Annotated in this window: 19 protein-coding genes; 16 read left to right on the top strand and 3 right to left on the bottom strand. The window is 65.7% G+C overall.

Translation table 11 applies throughout. From position 1 onward, the window contains the following. Positions 1-56: 56 nt before the first annotated feature. From K6U06_RS22525 to K6U06_RS24860, 3 genes are all read right to left on the bottom strand, one after another. The gene (locus K6U06_RS22525) at positions 57-653 is read right to left on the bottom strand and encodes a TetR/AcrR family transcriptional regulator (RefSeq protein WP_262324231.1); all 597 of its coding nucleotides are present in this window, start codon (positions 651-653) and stop codon (positions 57-59) included. A 381-nt stretch (positions 654-1034) separates the two neighbouring features. Continuing rightward, positions 1035-1421: a type II toxin-antitoxin system VapC family toxin gene (locus K6U06_RS22520; RefSeq protein WP_262324230.1), complete on the bottom strand. Its 387-nt coding sequence runs from the start codon at positions 1419-1421 to the stop codon at positions 1035-1037. Beyond that, positions 1409-1627, bottom strand: coding sequence for an AbrB/MazE/SpoVT family DNA-binding domain-containing protein (locus K6U06_RS24860; RefSeq protein ID WP_410051126.1), 219 nt, complete (start codon positions 1625-1627; stop codon positions 1409-1411). Before K6U06_RS24860 ends, K6U06_RS22520 begins: the two co-directional genes overlap by 13 nt. Positions 1628-1737: 110 nt before the next feature. On the opposite strand from K6U06_RS24860, the gene K6U06_RS22515 reads away from it, so the two are divergent. From K6U06_RS22515 to K6U06_RS22440, 16 genes are all read left to right on the top strand, one after another. Beyond that, positions 1738-1986 carry a hypothetical protein gene (locus K6U06_RS22515; protein ID WP_262324229.1) on the top strand — a complete coding sequence of 83 codons (249 nt, stop codon included), beginning with the start codon at positions 1738-1740 and terminating at the stop codon, positions 1984-1986. Then, positions 1983-2267 carry a ribbon-helix-helix protein, CopG family gene (locus K6U06_RS22510; RefSeq protein ID WP_262324228.1) on the top strand — a complete coding sequence of 95 codons (285 nt, stop codon included), beginning with the start codon at positions 1983-1985 and terminating at the stop codon, positions 2265-2267. The genes K6U06_RS22515 and K6U06_RS22510 overlap by 4 nt, the downstream gene beginning before the upstream one ends. Before the next feature lie 188 nt (positions 2268-2455). After that, positions 2456-3418, top strand: a complete 963-nt coding sequence (locus tag K6U06_RS22505; protein WP_262324227.1) for an LLM class F420-dependent oxidoreductase — start codon at positions 2456-2458, stop codon at positions 3416-3418. 173 nt (positions 3419-3591) lie between these two features. Next, positions 3592-3960, top strand: a complete 369-nt coding sequence (rpsL, locus tag K6U06_RS22500) for a 30S ribosomal protein S12 (RefSeq protein ID WP_262324226.1) — start codon at positions 3592-3594, stop codon at positions 3958-3960. 5 nt (positions 3961-3965) lie between these two features. Beyond that, the gene (gene rpsG / locus K6U06_RS22495) at positions 3966-4436 is read left to right on the top strand and encodes a 30S ribosomal protein S7 (protein WP_262324225.1); all 471 of its coding nucleotides are present in this window, start codon (positions 3966-3968) and stop codon (positions 4434-4436) included. A gap of 112 nt (positions 4437-4548) precedes the next feature. Further along, positions 4549-6654 (top strand): elongation factor G, encoded by a 2106-nt coding sequence (gene fusA, locus K6U06_RS22490; RefSeq protein ID WP_262324224.1) that lies wholly within the window; start codon positions 4549-4551, stop codon positions 6652-6654. 98 nt (positions 6655-6752) lie between these two features. Next, positions 6753-7943: an elongation factor Tu gene (gene tuf, locus K6U06_RS22485; protein ID WP_262324223.1), complete on the top strand. Its 1191-nt coding sequence runs from the start codon at positions 6753-6755 to the stop codon at positions 7941-7943. Between the two features lie 191 nt (positions 7944-8134). Beyond that, a complete protein-coding gene (rpsJ, locus tag K6U06_RS22480; RefSeq protein ID WP_262324222.1) occupies positions 8135-8461 on the top strand; it encodes a 30S ribosomal protein S10 in 327 nt (108 codons plus the stop codon). 644 nt (positions 8462-9105) lie between these two features. Further along, positions 9106-9702 (top strand): FkbM family methyltransferase, encoded by a 597-nt coding sequence (locus K6U06_RS22475; RefSeq protein WP_262324221.1) that lies wholly within the window; start codon positions 9106-9108, stop codon positions 9700-9702. A 71-nt stretch (positions 9703-9773) separates the two neighbouring features. After that, complete coding sequence (locus tag K6U06_RS22470; RefSeq protein WP_410051129.1) at positions 9774-11033, top strand: nucleotide sugar dehydrogenase; 1260 nt, start codon at positions 9774-9776, stop codon at positions 11031-11033. Between the two features lie 7 nt (positions 11034-11040). Next, complete coding sequence (locus tag K6U06_RS22465) at positions 11041-12417, top strand: lipopolysaccharide biosynthesis protein (RefSeq protein WP_316044747.1); 1377 nt, start codon at positions 11041-11043, stop codon at positions 12415-12417. Positions 12418-12461: 44 nt separating this feature from the next. Further along, the gene (locus K6U06_RS22460; RefSeq protein WP_262324219.1) at positions 12462-13559 is read left to right on the top strand and encodes a glycosyltransferase family 4 protein; all 1098 of its coding nucleotides are present in this window, start codon (positions 12462-12464) and stop codon (positions 13557-13559) included. Then, positions 13537-14724 (top strand): glycosyltransferase family 4 protein, encoded by a 1188-nt coding sequence (locus tag K6U06_RS22455; protein ID WP_410051125.1) that lies wholly within the window; start codon positions 13537-13539, stop codon positions 14722-14724. The genes K6U06_RS22460 and K6U06_RS22455 overlap by 23 nt, the downstream gene beginning before the upstream one ends. A gap of 230 nt (positions 14725-14954) precedes the next feature. Then, complete coding sequence (locus tag K6U06_RS22450; RefSeq protein WP_262324217.1) at positions 14955-15692, top strand: glycosyltransferase; 738 nt, start codon at positions 14955-14957, stop codon at positions 15690-15692. Beyond that, the gene (locus tag K6U06_RS24550; RefSeq protein WP_316044746.1) at positions 15689-16837 is read left to right on the top strand and encodes a glycosyltransferase family 4 protein; all 1149 of its coding nucleotides are present in this window, start codon (positions 15689-15691) and stop codon (positions 16835-16837) included. The genes K6U06_RS22450 and K6U06_RS24550 overlap by 4 nt, the downstream gene beginning before the upstream one ends. Further along, positions 16834-17958 carry a glycosyltransferase family 4 protein gene (locus K6U06_RS22440; protein WP_410051124.1) on the top strand — a complete coding sequence of 375 codons (1125 nt, stop codon included), beginning with the start codon at positions 16834-16836 and terminating at the stop codon, positions 17956-17958. Before K6U06_RS24550 ends, K6U06_RS22440 begins: the two co-directional genes overlap by 4 nt. Positions 17959-18101: the final 143 nt, after the last annotated feature.

Raw genomic sequence — 18101 nt, 5'->3', positions numbered from 1 at the left:
GGCAAAAAGATACGGGGATGCAGCCGGGCCGGGGGTAGGTGCCGCCGGCCATCCAACTAGGGGCCGTCGGGCTGGATTTCGGGCTGGACATCGGATGCCCGGTGATCGGTACCGGCCACGATCTCCTCGCCCAGGCAGGCCCTCACCCAGGGCAGGTCGATGACCGCCATCAGATCCATGGCGGCCGCCATGTTGAGCAGCATTCCGTAGCCGAAGAAGGCGGTCAGTTCCTCGTCGTCGAGCCCGGTGATGCCAGCCACGGTCAGCCACAGCTTCCCGAAGCACGTCTGGGTGACGCTGCGGACATCGTCGTCTCCGCACGCCGCGTAGGCGTGCATCTGGGTCAAAAGCAGCGTGCGGTCCTGGAGGAACATCCGGTAGGCGTCGGCCATGGCCATCTTGGCCTCGACCCCGGAGAGGTCACCGGCGGCCTCCACCAAGATGGCCAGGGCCCGGTCGAAGGTTCGCTCGATGGCGGCGAGGAACAGCTCCTTCTTGGTGCCGAACAGCCGGAACAGGTAGGGCTGGCTGATCTCCGCTCGCCGGGCGATGTCCTCGGTCGACGTCCCGGCCAGGCCCCCCTTGGAGAACTCGACGATGGCCGCTTTGAGGACCGCCTCGCGGCGTTCGCCGGCGGACATGCGAGAGGCCATGCCGACAAGGTAGTGAGTCATCAATCACAAGTCAAGCGTTCTGTGGAAGCGACGCCGGAGCAGCGAGGGCCGGGGAAAGGAGCGGCGCGGCCCGGCGGTGGCCGGCTCGGAGATGGCGCCGCTCGCTGGACCCGCCGCCTCTCGAAGCCTCACCGGCCAATCGCTGCGAGCGACGGGGTTGACCGCGGGCACTGCTCCACCGGTCTACGCCCGCAATCGGGGACCGGGGCTTGGCGGCCGAGCTGGGCGTGTTGGCAGGGCGGAGTGGAAGCGGGCCCGGACATGACAGTCGCGGCCCTGCTGCCCGAGACGACGGGTTACGCGGTCGGGTCCGTGACGCTCTCCAGCCAGCACCGCTTGAGGATCCCTGGCTGGGCGCGGTCACCCATTGTCGAACCGGGCATAGCGAGCGAGCCGTTCGTCGTAGCTCAGTAGGGCCCCGCCGAGCTCATGGGCGGTGGCCAGGACGATCGCGTCAGGCAGACGCAGGCGGCTGTGACGGGCTCGAAGCTCCGCGGCCCGCTCGGCCGTCTTGGCGTCGAGGGGTGACACGCGGATTCCCATAGCAGCAATCGCCTCACGAGCGTCACCGATGCGGTCGACACGTGCAAAGGCCACCATCGCCTCGCTGTAGGCACTGGCCGGGGCTACGAGCTCCCTCGACGCCTCGTCGGCGGCTTCGACGTCATTTACGGCGCGGTGGTGGTGAGCGTCTGCGTCGTCGAGCAGCCCGATCAGGACGCTGGCGTCAAGGATCAGCGATCCCACTCGTCTCGCAACCGGTCAAGTTCTCCAGGTTCGTAGATTCCCGTTGCGATGCCGGCGTGGCGACGCACCCGGGAGCCCCGAGCCGCTATGACGATTTCGCCGGCGCCGATCGGTCGGACCGTTACCTCATCACCCGGTTCAAGTCCTGCGGCGCGCAAGGCAGCGACCGGGAGCGTCACCTGGTTCTTGGAAGACACTCTAGCCATGGCCTTTACTATATCCCGGCAAGAGTAAAGGCATCGTTGGTCGCCGGGATCGGCCTTCGGGACGCCGAACCGTCTCTCGAGGCAGAGTTTCTGTAGTACGCTTATTCCGTGTGGAGATCCATCGTTCGGCGCGTCGCCACCAGGTTGCCGACGACGACATCAACCACGCCTACGAGCACTCGGTTGCCTGGGCCGAGCTCGGCGACGAGCCGCTGCGTTACCTCCTGGCTGGTCCGGGCCGATCCGGGAACCTCCTCGAGTTGGTGGTCATCTACACCAAGAGTGCCGTGCTCGTGATTCATGCCATGGCGCTTCGGCGCAGCACGCAGCGGGAGCTGCTCGGAGATGGAGACTTATGAGCCAGCGCATCTACGGTCAGACCAAGGGTGGGAAGCCGATCACCGATGAGATGATCGAAGAACTTGCCGACGAAGCGGAGCGCGGCTTCGAGCCCGGCCGGCTTGGGGAGCACCGCCGGGGCCCGGGGCGCCCACCTCTGGGCGAAGCTGCGAAGTCAGTCGAGTCAGTTCGCCTGGAGCCGGCCCTGCGGGCTGAGGCGGCGCAGCGGGCAGCAGCTGAGGGCGTCACCGTCTCCGAGGTGATCCGGCGAGCGCTTCGGGAGTACCTCCGGAGCGCATAGAGCTGCCGGTGTCTCGGCCCGGCCGGCGTCAGGCCTGAACTGTTCGGCCGCTTCGATCCGACCGGCTATCACCGCCGGGTTCGCCTCCCGGGTCCGGCCCGACGGCTTCACCACTACGACGACGGGTAGATCTTGGTGCCCAGCCGGCGGGCACGAGTACCGGCCGCCACGGCGGGTACGACCGGCCCATGACCTCCTACGGCTACACGATGATGTGCGAGCAGTCCGCCCCCAAGGCGCTGGTCACCGACCTGGTGGCCGCGGAAGCCGCCGGCTTTGACTTCTCGGTCATCTCCGACCACTACTCGCCGTGGCTCGACGCCCAGGGCCACGCCCCCTACGCGTGGAGCGTGCTGGGCGCCGCGGCCCAGGCCACCGAGCGGATCGGGCTGATGACCTATGTGACGTGTCCGACCCGGCGCTACCACCCGGCGGTGGTGGCCCAGAAGGCCGCGACGATGGCCCTCCTATCCGACGGCAGGTTCCGTCTCGGGCTCGGCGCCGGCGAGAACCTCAACGAGCACGTCATCGGCGGGGGATGGCCGCCGGCCAACACCCGCCACGAGATGCTCGACGAGGCCCTCCAGATCATCACCGCGCTCTTCGCCGGCGGGTACGTCAACTTCCGGGGCGCCCACTTCCAGGTCGACTCGGCCAAGCTGTGGGACCTGCCCGACCGCGCGCCGGAGATCGGCGTGGCGGTATCGGGGGAGCAGTCGGTGGAACTGGCGGCTCGTTACGCCGACTACCTGATCGCGGTGGAGCCCGAAGCCGACCTGGTCGAAGGGTTCAACGCCAAGGGCGGCCAAGGCAAGGACAAGGTCGGCCAGATCCCGGTGTGCTTCGACCCGGACAAGAAGGCCGCGGTGGCCCGGGCGCACGAGCAGTTCCGGTGGTTTGCAGGTGGATGGAAGGTCAACGCGGAGATGCCGGGCACCTCTGGGTTCGCGGCCGCGACTCAGTTCGTCACCCCCGACGACGTGGCGGAGAACATCCCCTGCGGCTCCGACGTCGAGGAGTTCGTGGGGCCGATCCAGGCGTTCGCCAAGGCCGGCTTCACCCACGTGGCGCTGGTCCAGATCGGCGGGGACCACCAGGCGGCGTATATCGACTGGGCCCAAAAGGAGCTGCTGCCGGCGCTGCGGGGGTGAGCCGGCCCGGCGGGGGAGCCGGGCGCTAGAGTGGCGTCCGGGCCGGGGCTGCCCTGGACAGCTGCGCCAGAAGCGCTAGCATGTTCGACGGCCCATCCGGCTGCTGCCCGCGCGGCGGCGCTGGAAGGCCCGATACCTATTCCGCAGTTACGTATCTCTCCTACGAGGTTGCTTTGCCCACCATCGCACAGCTGGTCCGCAAGGGCCGCGAGCAGAAGTCGGTCAAAACCAAGACGCCTGCGCTCGTCGGCGCGCCCCAGCGGCGCGGTGTGTGCACCCGCGTGTTCACGACCACCCCGAAGAAGCCCAACTCGGCGCTGCGCAAGGTGGCCCGTGTCCGCCTGACCAGCGGCGTCGAGGTCACCGCCTACATCCCCGGCGTGGGCCACAACCTGCAGGAGCACTCCATCGTGCTCGTGCGCGGCGGGCGAGTGAAGGACCTCCCCGGTGTCCGCTACAAGATCATCCGCGGCACGCTCGACACGTCGGGTGTGCGCGACCGCAAGCAGGCCCGTAGCCGCTACGGCGCCAAGAAGGGTTAGGAAAAGTGCCCCGTAAGGGAGCCGCGCCGCGGCGGGAACTGGCCCCGGATCCGATCTACAAGTCGGTCCTGGTCACCCAGATCGTCAACAAGGTCCTGACCAGCGGCAAGCGGAGCCTGGCCGAGACCATCGTCTACCAGGCGCTCGACACGGTGAAGGACAAGACCGGCGCCGAGCCGATCGCCACCTTGAAGCGGGCGCTGGAGAACACCAAGCCGCAGCTCGAGGTGCGCAGCCGCCGGGTCGGCGGCGCCACCTACCAGGTGCCCGTCGAGGTCCGTCCCCGCCGGGCGACCACCCTGTCGATCCGCTGGCTGGTCGGCTACTCCCGCCAGCGGCGCGAGAAGACCATGGCCGAAAAGCTCGCCGCCGAGCTGCTCGACGCCTCCAACGGCGTCGGCGCCGCGGTGAAGCGCCGCGAAGACCTCCACAAGATGGCGGAAGCCAACAAGGCGTTCGCCCACTACCGCTGGTAGCAGCCGCGTCCGCGCCGCTGGGCGCTCCCAATGCGGCACAATAGAACTACGTGCCTTGGGGCCCCGCCGTTGCCCCGCGGCCTGAACCCCCCTGACGCGGCGAGAGTGAGCGATGGCTGAAGCGACCACAACCAAACAGATGCCCCTGGTCAAGTACCGCAACATCGGCATCATGGCCCACATCGACGCGGGCAAGACGACCACGACCGAGCGGATCCTCTTCTACACCGGGATCAACTACAAGATCGGCGAGGTCCACGAGGGCCAGGCCACCATGGACTGGATGGTCCAGGAGCAGGAGCGGGGGATCACCATCACCTCCGCGGCGACCACCTGCGAGTGGAACGGGCATCGCATCAACATCATCGACACCCCCGGCCACGTCGACTTCACCGTCGAGGTCGAGCGCTCGCTCCGGGTCCTCGACGGCGCCGTCGCGGTGTTCGACGCGGTCGCCGGCGTGGAGCCCCAGACCGAGACGGTGTGGCGCCAGGCCGACAAGTACAACGTGCCGCGGATGTGCTTCGTCAACAAGATGGACCGCATCGGCGCCGACTTCTACCGCTGCGTCGACATGATCAAGGACCGCCTCGACGCCACCGTCGCGGTCGTCCAGCTGCCGATCGGCGCCGAGTCGGGTTTCCGGGGCGTGATCGACCTGATCAACATGAAGGCGCTCATGTGGCCCGAGGAGGCCTCCAAGGGCGAGGCGTTCGAGGTGGTCGACATCCCCGCCGAGCTCGTCGAGCAGGCCGACGTCTACCACAGCGAGCTGGTCGACGTGCTGTCCAACTTCGACGACGCGATCACCGAGAAGTACCTCGGCGAGGAAGAGATCACCGCCGATGACCTGCGCGGCGCGCTGCGCAAGGCGACCATCGCCGGCAACGTCGTGCCGGTGCTGTGCGGCTCCGCGTTCAAGAACAAGGGGGTCCAGCCGATGCTCGACGCGGTCGTCGACTTCCTTCCCTCGCCCCTCGACATCCCCCCGACCAAGGGCATGGACGTCAAGGGGATCGAGGAGCTCGAGCGCGCTCCCGACCCCGACGCTCCTTTCTCCGCCCTGGCCTTCAAGATCGCCACCGACCCGCAGTCGGGCGGCAAGCTGACCTACGCCCGGATCTACTCGGGGCGCCTGTCGAAGGGCGACCCGATCCTCAACTCCACCAAGGACCGCAAGGAGCGCGCCGGGCGCATCCTGCAGATGCACGCCAACCACCGCGAGGACCGCGACGTGGCCACCGCCGGCGACATCGTCGCCCTGGTCGGCATGAAGCAGACCACCACCGGCGACACGCTCTGCGACCCGAACGCCCCGATCGTGCTCGAGTCGCTGGACTTCCCCGAGCCGGTCATCCACGTGGCGGTCGAGCCGAAGACCAAGAACGACCAGGACAAGCTGTCCAAGGCGCTGCAGTCGCTCTCCGAGGAGGACCCGACGTTCCAGGTCCGCTCCGACGAGGAGACCAACCAGACCATCATCGGTGGGATGGGCGAGCTGCACCTCGAGGTCCTCGTCGACCGGATGCTGCGGGAGTTCCGGGTCGACGCGAATGTCGGCAAGCCGCAGGTCGCGTACCGCGAGACCATCAAAAACACGGTGGAGAAGGTCGAGACCCGCTACGTCCGCCAGACCGGCGGCAAGGGCCAGTACGGACACGTCGTGCTGACCCTGGAGCCGACCGGCCCCGGCGGCGGCTACGAGTTCGTCGACAAGATCTCCGGCGGCATCATCCCGAAGGAGTACATCCCCTCCGTCGACGCCGGCATCCAAGACGCCATGCAGTCAGGCGTCCTGGCGGGGTACCCGACCGTCGACGTGCGCGCCACGCTGACCTACGGCTCCTACCACGACGTCGACTCCTCGGAGATGGCGTTCAAGATCGCCGGCTCCATGTGCTTCAAGGAGGCGGCCCGCAAGGCGCACCCGATCCTGCTCGAGCCGATCATGAGCGTCGAGGTCGTCACCCCGGAGGACTACATGGGCGACGTCATCGGCAACCTGTCCTCGCGGCGGGGCAAGGTCGGCGGCATGGACCAGCGAGGCAACAGCCAAGTGGTCCGCGCCGAGGTTCCCCTCGCCGAGATGTTCGGCTACGCCACCGACCTGCGGTCCCGCACGCAGGGCCGGGCCACCTACACGATGCAGTTCGCGTCGTACCAGGAAGTGCCGCAGTCGGTGGCCGAGGAGATCATCAAGCGGGTCCGGGGCGAGTAGCCCCCCACCTGTACCGGGCCCCAGGCCCATCGTCTAGATTTACCAACCGCGTCTGACCGGCCATTGGAGGCCGGCGTTTAGAGGAGCGATTCCCTTCCATGGCCAAGCAGAAGTTCGAGCGTACGAAGCCTCACCTCAACATCGGCACGATGGGTCACGTCGACCACGGCAAGACGACGCTGACCGCTGCCATCACCAAGGTGCTCTCGGAGCGTGACCCCTCCGGGACCCAGGCGATCGCGTTCGATCAGATCGACAAGGCCCCCGAGGAGCGCCAGCGGGGCATCACGATCAACATCAGCCACGTCGAGTACCAGACGCCCAAGCGCCACTACGCGCACGTCGACATGCCCGGCCACGCCGACTACATCAAAAACATGATTACCGGCGCAGCCCAGGTCGACGGCGCCATCCTGGTGGTATCCGCGGCGGACGGCCCGATGGCCCAGACCCGTGAGCACGTGCTCCTGGCCCGCCAGGTCGGTGTCCCGTCGATCGTCGTCGCGCTCAACAAGGCCGACGCGGTCGACGACGAGGAGCTCCTCGACCTGGTGGAGCTCGAGGTCCGCGAGCTGCTCAGCGAGTACGACTTCCCGGGCGACGACACCCCGGTCATCCGGGTCTCCGCTCTCAAGGCCCTCGAGGGCGACAAGGAGTGGGAGGAGAAGATCGTCGAGCTGATGGACGCGGTCGACGAATTTGTCCCCGAGCCCGAGCGCGACTTCGAGAAGCCGTTCCTCATGCCGATCGAGGACGTCTTCACCATCCAGGGCCGCGGCACCGTGGTGACCGGCAAGGTGGAGCAGGGCAAGGTCAAGGTCGGCGAGGAGATCGAGATCGTGGGCCTGCGGCCCACCACCAAGACCACCTGCACCGGCGTCGAGATGTTCCGCAAGCTGCTCGACGAGGGCCACGCCGGCGACAACATCGGCGCCCTCCTCCGCGGCACCAAGAAGGAGGACGTCGAGCGCGGGCAGGTCCTCTGCAAGCCGGGCTCGATCACCCCCCACACCGACTTCGAGGGCACCATCTACGTGCTCTCCAAGGAAGAGGGCGGCCGCCACAAGCCGTTCTTCAACAACTACCGCCCGCAGTTCTACTTCCGGACCACCGACGTCACCGGCAGCATCACCCTGCCGGAGGGCACCGAGATGGTCATGCCCGGCGACAACACCGAGATCAAAGTCGAGCTCGGCAAGCCGATCGCCATGGACGAGGGTCTGCGCTTCGCCATCCGTGAGGGTGGCCGCACCGTGGCCTCCGGCCGAGTCACCAAGATCATCAAGTAACACTGCTCCGCAGGGGTAACGGTGCTTCGCCGTCCTCTGCACTGCTCCGCAAGGACAACTGAGCTTCGCCGCCCCACCTGTTGTAGCGGGGCGGAGTCGGATCGCCGGCTCCGCCCCTTGCATGTCCCGTCCTTTGAAAACCCGCATCTCACACCCTGGAGTGTTTCCTGTGACCATGAACGAGTCGACCCGTGGCTGACGGCGCGAAGCAGAGGATCCGCATCCGCCTGAAGGCGTATGACCACGAGATCCTCGACCAGTCCACCAAGAAGATCGTCGAGACCGTCGTGCGCACCCAGGCCAAGGTCCGCGGACCTGTACCGCTGCCCACCGAGAAAAACCGCTACACGGTGATCCGCAGCCCCCACAAGTACAAAGACAGCCGCGAGCACTTCGAGATGCGGGTGCACAAGCGCCTCCTCGACATCGTCGAGCACACCCCCAAGACTGTCGACAGCCTCCAGCGCATCGAGCTGCCTGCCGGCGTGGACATCGAGATCAAGATCCAGGCCGGGTAGGGTAGAGCAACTGGGTCGACAGTCCCGTTTCGGGACCGGCCGCTCCCACCTCGGACGTATAGGTCAGCCCGCGTGCCTGGCTTGCGGTGCGCGCTCGGCTCTTGTGTGAGTAAGCTGAGCGCCTGGCGACGAGGTCGGAGGACGCCTAGATGCGGGTGCGACGGAGTCGGTGAGCCGGGAGAAATATGCGTGGGCATACTCAACGGTTCGTGCGATGGGTGCCAAGGCGTTCCCAGCGGGAGCGACCACCACTGAAAGAACTCCTATTACGCTCCGGCCCCAGGGGGAGGCCTTGCGAGCGTCGCAGAGACAGGGATGCATGGAACCAAGGTGTGCCCCCTGCGTGGAGCGGCTGCGTGAGCGGCGGGCGGGCGGAGGGCTTTGATGGACCATGCGTGGCCTTGGGCCGAGCGACGGCGGCCAGCCGACCATGCACTCATTGTGTTGGACTTAATCTGGCACCATCCAGTGACCCGTGATCGGCGCCCTCGCGAAGTCCCCCGGGCCGCAGCCTTTCAGGCCCAAGCACGAGTTCTGCATCAAGCGGTCAGACGACCACTGGAGAGAGCGCTTGGATCTGGGTCGGTCTTAACCGGACCGCCGCTACGAAAGCCCTGTATGCCAACCCCTCAGACTGGCTCGAGATGCGGGTCTTGCAGCAGCGACTTCGTCGTGGGGACCTATTCGTGGATGCACGTGCGAACGTCGGCACCTACCCCGGCTTGGCGGCGGCCTTGGGTGCTTCGGTAATCGCCGTCGAAGCCGCGGCGGACACCGCAATCCACCTGTGGGAGAACGTCGCCCAGGACGGCTCTATATCAGGGGAAGTCGTCGAGGCCGCAGCCGGGAGCGCCTTAGGCTCGACGCCGTACAACGTGGACCGAGATTCGGTCAACCGGATAGATGTCGAAGGCTCGGTCGGAGTCCGCGTGGCGGCACCTGACTCACTAACCGGCAGTCGTCGAGTCGCAGGGTTAAAGGTGGACGTCGAAGGCCAAGAGCGGGAGCTTCTAGAAGGAGCCAGTTCGGCTCTACGAGACCGGCGGATAGCGCTCGTGCAGATGGAACGGAACTCGGCGTCTCCAGAGTCGCTCGAACAACATCGCGACCCGGTGGCCGACATGCTCAACGAGTACGGGTACAGGCTGCTCCGACCCTCGCGAGACGGGGTGCTGCTTCCAACGGACGACCTAGAGAGGCCCAGCGAGATGTTCGTAGCTCCGGCCTCGGCTCTATCGTGACGTCCCACGCCGCTGGAGGAGAGCGCGAGGAGGGCGCCGCTTCACCGCCGGATGAGCCTTCCCGGGCGACCATCCGAAGAGTCGTCGTCGCGGGGCAGGGATACGTGGGTCTCCCCATTGCCATGCGGTCGGTCGAGGTGGGGCACTGGGTGGTTGGTTACGAACCCGATGCGTCACGTACTAAGCGGCTGTTGTCAGCGTCCTCCTACATTGAGGACGTCTCTGATGGCCAGCTGACTGCAGCGATGGCTACTGGCCGATACCTCCCGAGCACCGATCTGTCGGTATGTGAAGGCTTCGACGTGGCCGTTATTACCGTCCCCACTCCTCTAACGGACGGTGCGCCCGATCTGTCCTTTGTTGAGCAGTCGGCTCGCGACCTTGCGCCCTTCGTGCGCTCAAGATCGACTGTGATTCTTGAGTCGACGACGTATCCAGGCACGACGGAAGAGCTGCTCGTGCCCCTGCTCGAAGCGGGATCGGGCCTGCGGGCCGGACGCGACTTCTTCGTCGGCTACAGCCCCGAGCGCATCGACCCCGGCAACCGGACGTGGACGTTCCGCTCGACTCCTAAAGTGGTTTCTGGCATAGACAAGCGATCAACCGACAAGGTAGAAGCGTTCTACCTGGAGTTGGTCGACTCCACCGTTCGGGTGTCCGGACCAAAGGTCGCTGAATTGACCAAGTTGCTGGAGAACACGTTTCGGCATGTAAACATCGCACTGGTCAATGAGCTCGCCATGTTCGCTGATGAGCTCGATGTCGACGTGTGGGAGGCGATAGACGCCGCGTCGACGAAACCGTTCGGCTTCATGCCGTTCTTCCCGGGTCCTGGGGTGGGCGGTCACTGCTTGCCGGTCGATCCTTCATACCTGTCGTGGAGGGTGAAGCAGACCCTCGGCTCGCCGTTCCGGTTCGTCGAACTGGCCAACGACATTAACGATCACATGCCCGACTATGTGGCTCAGCGAGTCGCTGTCGCCCTCAACCGGGATGCTAAAGCAATTCGAGGGTCGCGGATCCTGGTGCTCGGCCTCTCGTACAAGCGCAACTCGGGTGATATTCGAGTATCTCCTATACCGGTGCTTTGTTCGCGCCTGTCCGCACTAGGTGCACAAGTAAGCGCCGCCGATCCGCTCGTGGAGCGAGGCATGTTCCCCGCAGAGATCCGATCTGTCACCTTAAGCGAAAGCGAGATTGCTGGAGCGGACCTAGTGGTGGTCGGCACTGACCACGACTCTTTCGACTGGCAACTGGTCAGGCGAACAGCGCGTCGGATCCTCGACACCCGCCATCGGATGCCGAAAGCCGAATCGGTGGAGCATTTGTGAGGGTGGTATGGCGCACTTCATGAAGTCGGGACAGCGCCCTGATGAACCCCCTGGGCCCCCGCCCAGTACACCCGCCCACGACCTGCGAGTCACTCTCGCCGCGAACGCGACTCTGGCAGCCCTGGCCATGGTCACGGGCCCGCTTGCCGCCCATCTTCTCGGACCGACCGGGGAGGGCGAGCTGGCTGCTATCCAAACCTGGCCTCTGCTTCTCGCCACCCTAGCGATGCTCGGATTGCCCGAGGCGCTGACCTACTACATCGCTCGCGATCCGAGCCGGGCGAAGGATCACATTGGGACGGCGGTTGGAGTGGCTCTCCTCTCATACGCGTTGGTAGCGAGCGCCGCTTGGGTGGCGATGCCTTGGCTGCTTCGGACCCAGTCTGGTCGCGTGATCGCCGCAGCCCGTGTGTTCTTGTGCGTAGGCGTAGTTTTCGCACTCATGGGCGTCCCGCATGGGGCATTGCGCGGGGCGCGGCGGTTCACCGCTTGGAACCTCTACCGCGTCGTGCCGGGACTGGCGTGGCTCGGCGTCCTTATCGGGTCAGGGGCCGTTGGGCACTTCGACGCGGTCGGACTGTCACGCTGGTACCTGTTCGTCGTCGCTGCCACGGGTTTGCCCTTCCTGATCGTGGTGAAGCGGGCGCTGAAGGGCTCCCTGCGGCCCCGGGCAGCGATAGCGCCGAAACTGGTGCGCTTTGGTCTTCCATCCGTTCTCACAACCGTCCCGCAGACTGTCAACCTACGGCTCGACCAGCTGCTCATCATCGCCTTTCTCCCCTCCCGTCCACTTGGGTTTTACGTTGTAGCCGTCGCGTGGAGTGGAGCGACGGCGCCGTTGCTCTCCGCAGTCGGCTCTGTGTTGTTCCCCCACGTCGCCGGGGAGTCCGAGGCCTCTGAACGCGCCAGGATGCTCGCCACAGCTCTGCAAGGCGGGGCGATCGTGGCTACTGGTCTTGCAGTGCTGCTCGCTGCGCTTGCGCCCTTCCTGCTCCCGCTCGTATTCGGTCACCGGTTCGGCCCTGCGGTGCCCTCCGCCTTGGTGCTGGTGCCGGCGGGAGCGATTCTGGTGTGGGCCGGCGTTGCAGAGGAGGGGCTGCGCGGCCTGGGCCACCCGAGGTTGGTCCTCGCCGCAGAGGGAGTGGGCGCAGTAGTCACTATTGCCACCCTCCCTGGGCTCTTGGCGGCATGGGGGATTCTCGGCGCCGCCGTCGCCTCGCTAATCGGCTACTCCGCCGTGGCTGTAACGGTGTCTGTGGCCATCGCCCGCTGCACAGACGAGCGCCTCAGTTCGCTCGTCATGCCGACCTGGCCGGTCGCCAAGGATGTTGCCCGTCGAAGCCTCTCTCTGCTACGAGTGCCGCTGCACGGGGCGGCTGGCTGATGGAGCGCCTGACGGCGACAGTGATCAGTGCTTACCCGTTTCACATGATCGACCAGGCGCGCCAGCTTCATGAGCTGGGCGTACTGGAGCGTCTGGTCACAACGGTGCCGCGAAGCCGTGTCGGATTGCCTGTCGGCCAGGTAAAAACTCGGATGCGCTACGCCGCTGCGAGGCGGGTAGCCGGTAGGGCAGTTCCCCGCCTGGACCCCACGCTTAACCGGTTCGTTGTTCGTGATTTCGACCAATGGGCCTCTAAACGGCTGGGTCGTCCGTCTGTAGTCAACGCCCTTTCGGGCTTCGCAACCGCCACCGTGACGCGAGCGTCGGCGGAGGGAGTGGCGGTGTGCTGTGACCGGGGCTCCTGGCACATCGAGGAGCAGAAGCGGGTTCTGGATGAGGAGGCGGAACGGATCGGCGCTCCGCTGGTACGGTTCGACCGCTTCATGGCGGAGCGCGAACTCCAGGAGTACGACTTGGCTGACAGGATTCTGGTTCCCTCGGAGCGAGCAAGGCGGACCTTTTTGGACCGGGGGATTAGCGCCGAGAGGGTGGTCACCATCCCGTATGGCGTGGACGTTACTGAGTTCGTCCCGGGTGCGCCTCCGCAGCCCGGGGCGATCGTGTCGGTCGGGACCGTTGGGATGCGAAAGGGGCACCGGTATCTGGTTGACGCCTTTCGGTCGCTGTCGACGAGCGCAGCCTCCCTGACACTGGTCGGACCGGTTGAGCCAGGCTGGGATGCCCTCCTCGGCTTGTCCAGAGGTGATGTCCGCAGCGTTGGCGCGGTCAGCAGGGGCCGGGTGATTGAGGAACTCCAACGGGCTTCGGTGTTCGCTCTGGCCTCGATCGAGGAGGGGCTGGCGCTCGTTTTGGCTCAGGCCATGGCATGTGGGCTACCGGTGGTCGCAACGGAGTCGACCGGTGTGCGTGAGTTGGTGGAGGACGGTGTGGAAGGCTTGATCGTCGCTCCCGCGGACAGCGCAGCGCTGGCGGAGGCCCTCGACTGGTTGCTGAGCAACCCGGATCGGGCCAAGGCGATGGGCGCTGCCGGTCGCCGCCGGGTTGAAGGCTTCGGTGGATGGGATCGATACGGCCGGGCGGTCGTTGCAGCGCTCGCCGATGCGGCACGAGAGAGGGCATGAAGACGTGCGGCTCGGCATAGTCGTTACGCACCCTATCCAGTACCAGGCTCCTTTGTACCGCCACCTCGCAGCTTGCACGGACGTGCAGCCCCACGTCTTCTTCCTTACCGAGCACGGCGTCGACTCCTCCTACGATCCCGGCTTCCGCCGCTCGATCCAATACGACGTTCCTTTGCTCGAGGGATACAGCTACCAGTTCGTTCCGAACCGCAGTCCTCGCCCATCACCTAGCACCCCTTTCGGCGCGATCAATCCTTCGCTGCCCTCCCGCGTCCGGGCTGCCGGGATAGACGCCTTGTTGGTACATGGTTACAGCAGCCCGTCCCACTGGCTGGCTTACGCAGCCGCTGGACGGTGGCGTATCCCCTACATCTTGAGAGGTGAATCCAGACCGGACCCTCCCACCACACCGGGGCTGAAGGTGGCGATCAAGCGGGCTTTCGTTGGACCTCTGGTGCGCCGCGCCTCCGCATGCCTGGCAATCGGCACAGAGAACCGGAATTTCTATCTCGCCTACGGCGCGGCGCCCGAGCGCATTTTCGCCGCTCCGTATTCGGTGGACCGTGATCGCTTCGCCGCGGCCGGGGAGGAAGGGCGCCGACGCCGGGGAGAGCTGCTCGGTGGCCTCGGACTGGACCCTGGTCGGCCAACGATCCTTTTCGCAGCGAAGCTGCAACCCTGGAAGCGGCCGCTCGATCTCGTCGCCGCCATGGACCAGATTGCTGGTCGGGCCAACCTCCTGTTGATCGGAGACGGCCCTCTCCGCCCGGCAGTTGACCATCTCTGCGCCGACCGAGCCTGGATGCGGAGCCTCGGGTTCGTCAACCAGCGAGAGATAGGCCGGTGGTATGGCGTAGCTGACCTGTTCGTGCTCCCCTCCGAACGCGAGCCCTGGGGCTTGGCCGTCAACGAGGCCATGTCAGCGGGAGCGGTCCCGATCGTGTCCGACGCTGTCGGCTGCGGACCGGACCTCGTGGCGCCCGGTGCCGGCTGGGTGTTCTCGGCCGGAGACGTCGGAAGCCTTGCAGACGCTATCGTCCAAGCGCTAGAGCCCGGTGCATTGACTAGTCGTCAAGAGGTAGCTCGGCGCGTGGCAGCCGAGCACGGGATTGACCGGACCGCAGATGGCATCGTGGCCGCAACGCGGGCGGTGCTGGATCTGTGAGCTCACGGTCGATATTGGTTGTCGGCGAGGGAGCGGAGGGCGGCCTACGTGACTCGGTGGCGGCAGGCTTCCGGGACGCGGGGTGTCAGGTGGAAGTCCTCGACTTGGGCCCGTGGTCCCCGTGGTGGCTTACGTCGGCAGCATTCCGCTGGCCCGCTCTCGGATTCGGCTTTCGCCGCGAGATTCTTGGGCGCGTCTATGCACTGGCCCAACACGTACAGGTTGACTTGGTGGTCGTCATCAAGGGTGGGTTCCTCGATCCGCCGACCATCGACCAGATCCGTGAGCGCGTCGGGGCTCCGATCGTCTGCTGGAACCCTGACAGCCCGTTCGACCCCACCGTATCCAACTCCGGCGCTGGGATAACCCGAGCAGTGGGGTCCTACGACCTCTACGTGACATGGGCGGAGGACATCGCAGATCGTCTGGCCGACGTCGCAGCCAGGGTGTTAGTCCTACCCTTCGCTTGGGATCCCCATGTGCTGAGCCCCGTCGTAGGTACGGGTTTGGCCCGCGACCGAGTTGTCTTTGTGGGAACTCCCACGGCGCAGCGGGTGGCGTCGCTGCAGAGCCTCGCGGAGGTGCACCCGCTGGTGTTCGGCCCTCGGTGGCCAGTGATGCCGGGGGTCGAGATCCGACCGGCGATCCGTATGCGGCAGCTTGCCGAGGTAATCGGCGAGGCTCGATGGAACCTGAACGTCCTGCGCCCTCAGAATGCACATTCCCACAACATGCGTAGTTTCGAGATTCCAGGGGCTGGAGGGAACCAGGTGGCACCGGCCACGGTAGACCATCACCGGCTCCTAGGCCGTGACCCGCGCACAGTCACATTCACAACGCCCGATGAACTGGGGGACGTGTTGCGCAGCGATCCTTCCGACCTGCCCGCTCGACCCCCGGGCCTATTGAGCGGTCATACCTACCGGGACCGGGCGATGCGCCTCCTAGAGGAAATGGGGAATCGATGAGCGATCTCCGGAGAGACGCGGCTATGCCAGGTGCAAGGACTAGCGGCGAACGAGCCGAGACCGTGGCTCTCTTGCAGGATCCAGCGAACAAGGGCGGGATTGCCTCAGTGATGGCGGTCTACTCGGCTTGGGCGGTCAGACATCGGCCTGGTCATCATCGCTCCTACTACCTCGATGATGCCGCCAGGGGCTGTGCGGGCCGCTTGTGGCGTTGGGACCAATCAGTCTCTGCTGTCCCTCGGGTGCTTCCGCGGCTGCAGGTGCCCATGTACAGCGCGGCCCGGCTCCGAATGCGGGGGATGTGGGAAGACGTCGAGGAGGTTCACGTAATCGGTGCCCATGTGATGCACGGGTCGTTGGCCCCCCCGCACATACCGAGTGTCGCGTGGCTGGCGACACTAATCGAGGATGAACGACGCCCCACCCTTCATCTCCGGTCTGCTCCGCGCCGACAGGTCTACCGTGCGAGCCTGGGGTCACTCTCCCGCATCGAGGGCCTGGTGCTTGGACGCGCACGACGCGTGCTCGCCATGAGTGCTCATACCGCCGATCTCATAGTTTCCCGGGGTATCGCACAAGCGAAGCGCGTCGAGGTAGTGCCGGTCCCCGTGGACACCGACGCTTATGCGCCATCCAGCGGGGGGGCCGAGCGCTCTGGCCTGCTCTTCGTGGGCCGATCCCACGACCCACGCAAAGGCTTTTCTCGGATCCGACGGCTCCTTGACGTCTCATCTCTAGCACGAGCGGCGGGCGTGACGGTGGTTTCCGCCTTCGACCCGGGTGGGCAACCCATGATTCGTTGGTTGGGGCGGGTGGACGAATTGCCGAGCGTCTACCAGCGAGCGAAGCTCTTACTTCTCCCCTCGCTACAAGAAGGCCTCGGAATCGTGGCCTTGGAGGCCATGGCCTGTGGCACCCCGGTAGTGGCTTATCGTTGTGGGGGCGCGGATCGTGTCCTGACAGAGTCGGGTGGAGGCCTCGTTGTTGATGACGAGCTAGCGTTCCGCTTGGCGGTGGAGCGGCTGCTTGTCGATCCTGAAGCTTGCCAAGACATGGGGCGCGCCGGGAGGGCATATGTCCAGCGCCACTTATCCTTGCGCTCTTTCCTGTCGGATGCCTCGGTCTTCGAGGTCCCCGTCACATGAGTATGCGCTTGCACATCAATGCCGTGGGAATCATCTCTGGAGGTGGTCTCAATCACCTGACTAGCTTTGTGCCCGCGTTGGCGACGGTGAGGCCAGCATGGGATCTAACCGTCTACCTCTCTGAGGGAGGTCCGGACCTTGATGAAACGGGGGTCCGCGTCATCCGTGTCAACCGGCGGTCGTGGAAACGCCTTGGATGGGACAGTGTGACGGTGGGTAGGCGAGCGGCGTCAGACGATGCCCACGTGCTACTCAACCTCGCAAACTACGGCCCCATCCACTCGCCAGTCCCTTCGCTGCTCTACCAACGGAACCCCATCTACTTTGATCCCGCATGGGTGAGGCGACGCCCGGCGCAGTGGCGGGCGGAGGCGATGGTGCGCCGAGCGCTTGCCTTCGCTGCTATGCGCGGGTCGACAGCGGTGCTCGTCCCCAGCGGCGGGATGGGCGACTATTTGAGGCACTGGCGCAGCTGTCCGCGTCGGGTGCCGATCGAGGTGGTGCCTCACGGTGTCGACACCTCCCGCTTCCGGTTTATTCCGGCTTCGCGTAGCGAACGAGTGCGCCTTGGGTCCCTCAGCCTAGGCTATCCGCATAAGGACCAAGGGCTGCTGGTCGATTTGGTTGCCGAGTTGGGCAAGCGGGGTGTTGAAGCCGAACTTCAGGTTACCATCGCCGATGCTGACGATCCAGCCTATGTGGCTTTACTCAGGGGCAAGGTTCGAAGTCAGGCACTTGAGGACCGGATCCGTTTCGTCGGGCGGGTGGATGCGGCGACCTTCTTGCGGGGCACCCAGGTATCCGTACTTCCGTCGATCACCGAGTCCTTCGGATTCGCGGTGATCGAGTCGATGGCCAGCGGCGTCCCCGTGCTGGCATCCCGCATCCCCTCCTCGGTGGAGGTCCTCGGCGACTTGGGTTGGTACTTCGAGCCCGGTGACGCCAGCGGCGCAGCGGACCAGTTAGTGCGCCTCCTCGACACCGATCGAGGTGCCCTCGAACAAAAGCTCCGAGAAGCCCGCCAGGTAGCGGAGTGTTATACCTGGGACAGAAACGCCGCCCACGTGGCTGAGATAGTCGAGCGCGTTGCGGGCGCCGGCGCAGGTGAAAATATCCGGTGATGCGCCCGTTGCGAGACGTGTTAGCCTGGAAGCACCGTTCCGCTGATGGGGTGAATCAGCGCGTATCCGCGGAAAATGCCCTCTGACCTGGGAGGATGGCGGTTCTCTACGCCAACCAACTTCCCGATCAGAAGGGCATCTTC

It is taken from the genome of Acidiferrimicrobium sp. IK (assembly GCF_025499425.1).
Lineage (GTDB): Bacteria > Actinomycetota > Acidimicrobiia > Acidimicrobiales > Palsa-688 > Acidiferrimicrobium.
Note: the sequence above shows the minus strand (reverse complement) of the source record. Positions and strands in the feature narration are given on the sequence as shown.

Bases quoted from the DNA above. Each gene is read 5' to 3' on its own strand.
- fusA (WP_262324224.1), top strand. From the start codon at position 4,549: ATGGCTGAAGCGACCACAACCAAACAGATGCCCCTGGTCAAGTACCGC.
- K6U06_RS22455 (WP_410051125.1), top strand. From the start codon at position 13,537: ATGCGGCACGAGAGAGGGCATGAAGACGTGCGGCTCGGCATAGTCGTT.
- K6U06_RS22525 (WP_262324231.1), bottom strand. From the start codon at position 653: ATGGCCTCTCGCATGTCCGCCGGCGAACGCCGCGAGGCGGTCCTCAAA.
- K6U06_RS22505 (WP_262324227.1), top strand. From the start codon at position 2,456: ATGACCTCCTACGGCTACACGATGATGTGCGAGCAGTCCGCCCCCAAG.
- K6U06_RS24860 (WP_410051126.1), bottom strand. From the start codon at position 1,627: ATGGCTAGAGTGTCTTCCAAGAACCAGGTGACGCTCCCGGTCGCTGCC.
- K6U06_RS22465 (WP_316044747.1), top strand. From the start codon at position 11,041: ATGGCGCACTTCATGAAGTCGGGACAGCGCCCTGATGAACCCCCTGGG.
- tuf (WP_262324223.1), top strand. From the start codon at position 6,753: ATGGCCAAGCAGAAGTTCGAGCGTACGAAGCCTCACCTCAACATCGGC.
- K6U06_RS22440 (WP_410051124.1), top strand. From the start codon at position 16,834: ATGAGTATGCGCTTGCACATCAATGCCGTGGGAATCATCTCTGGAGGT.
- K6U06_RS22460 (WP_262324219.1), top strand. From the start codon at position 12,462: ATGATCGACCAGGCGCGCCAGCTTCATGAGCTGGGCGTACTGGAGCGT.
- K6U06_RS24550 (WP_316044746.1), top strand. From the start codon at position 15,689: ATGAGCGATCTCCGGAGAGACGCGGCTATGCCAGGTGCAAGGACTAGC.
- K6U06_RS22475 (WP_262324221.1), top strand. From the start codon at position 9,106: ATGCGGGTCTTGCAGCAGCGACTTCGTCGTGGGGACCTATTCGTGGAT.
- K6U06_RS22510 (WP_262324228.1), top strand. From the start codon at position 1,983: ATGAGCCAGCGCATCTACGGTCAGACCAAGGGTGGGAAGCCGATCACC.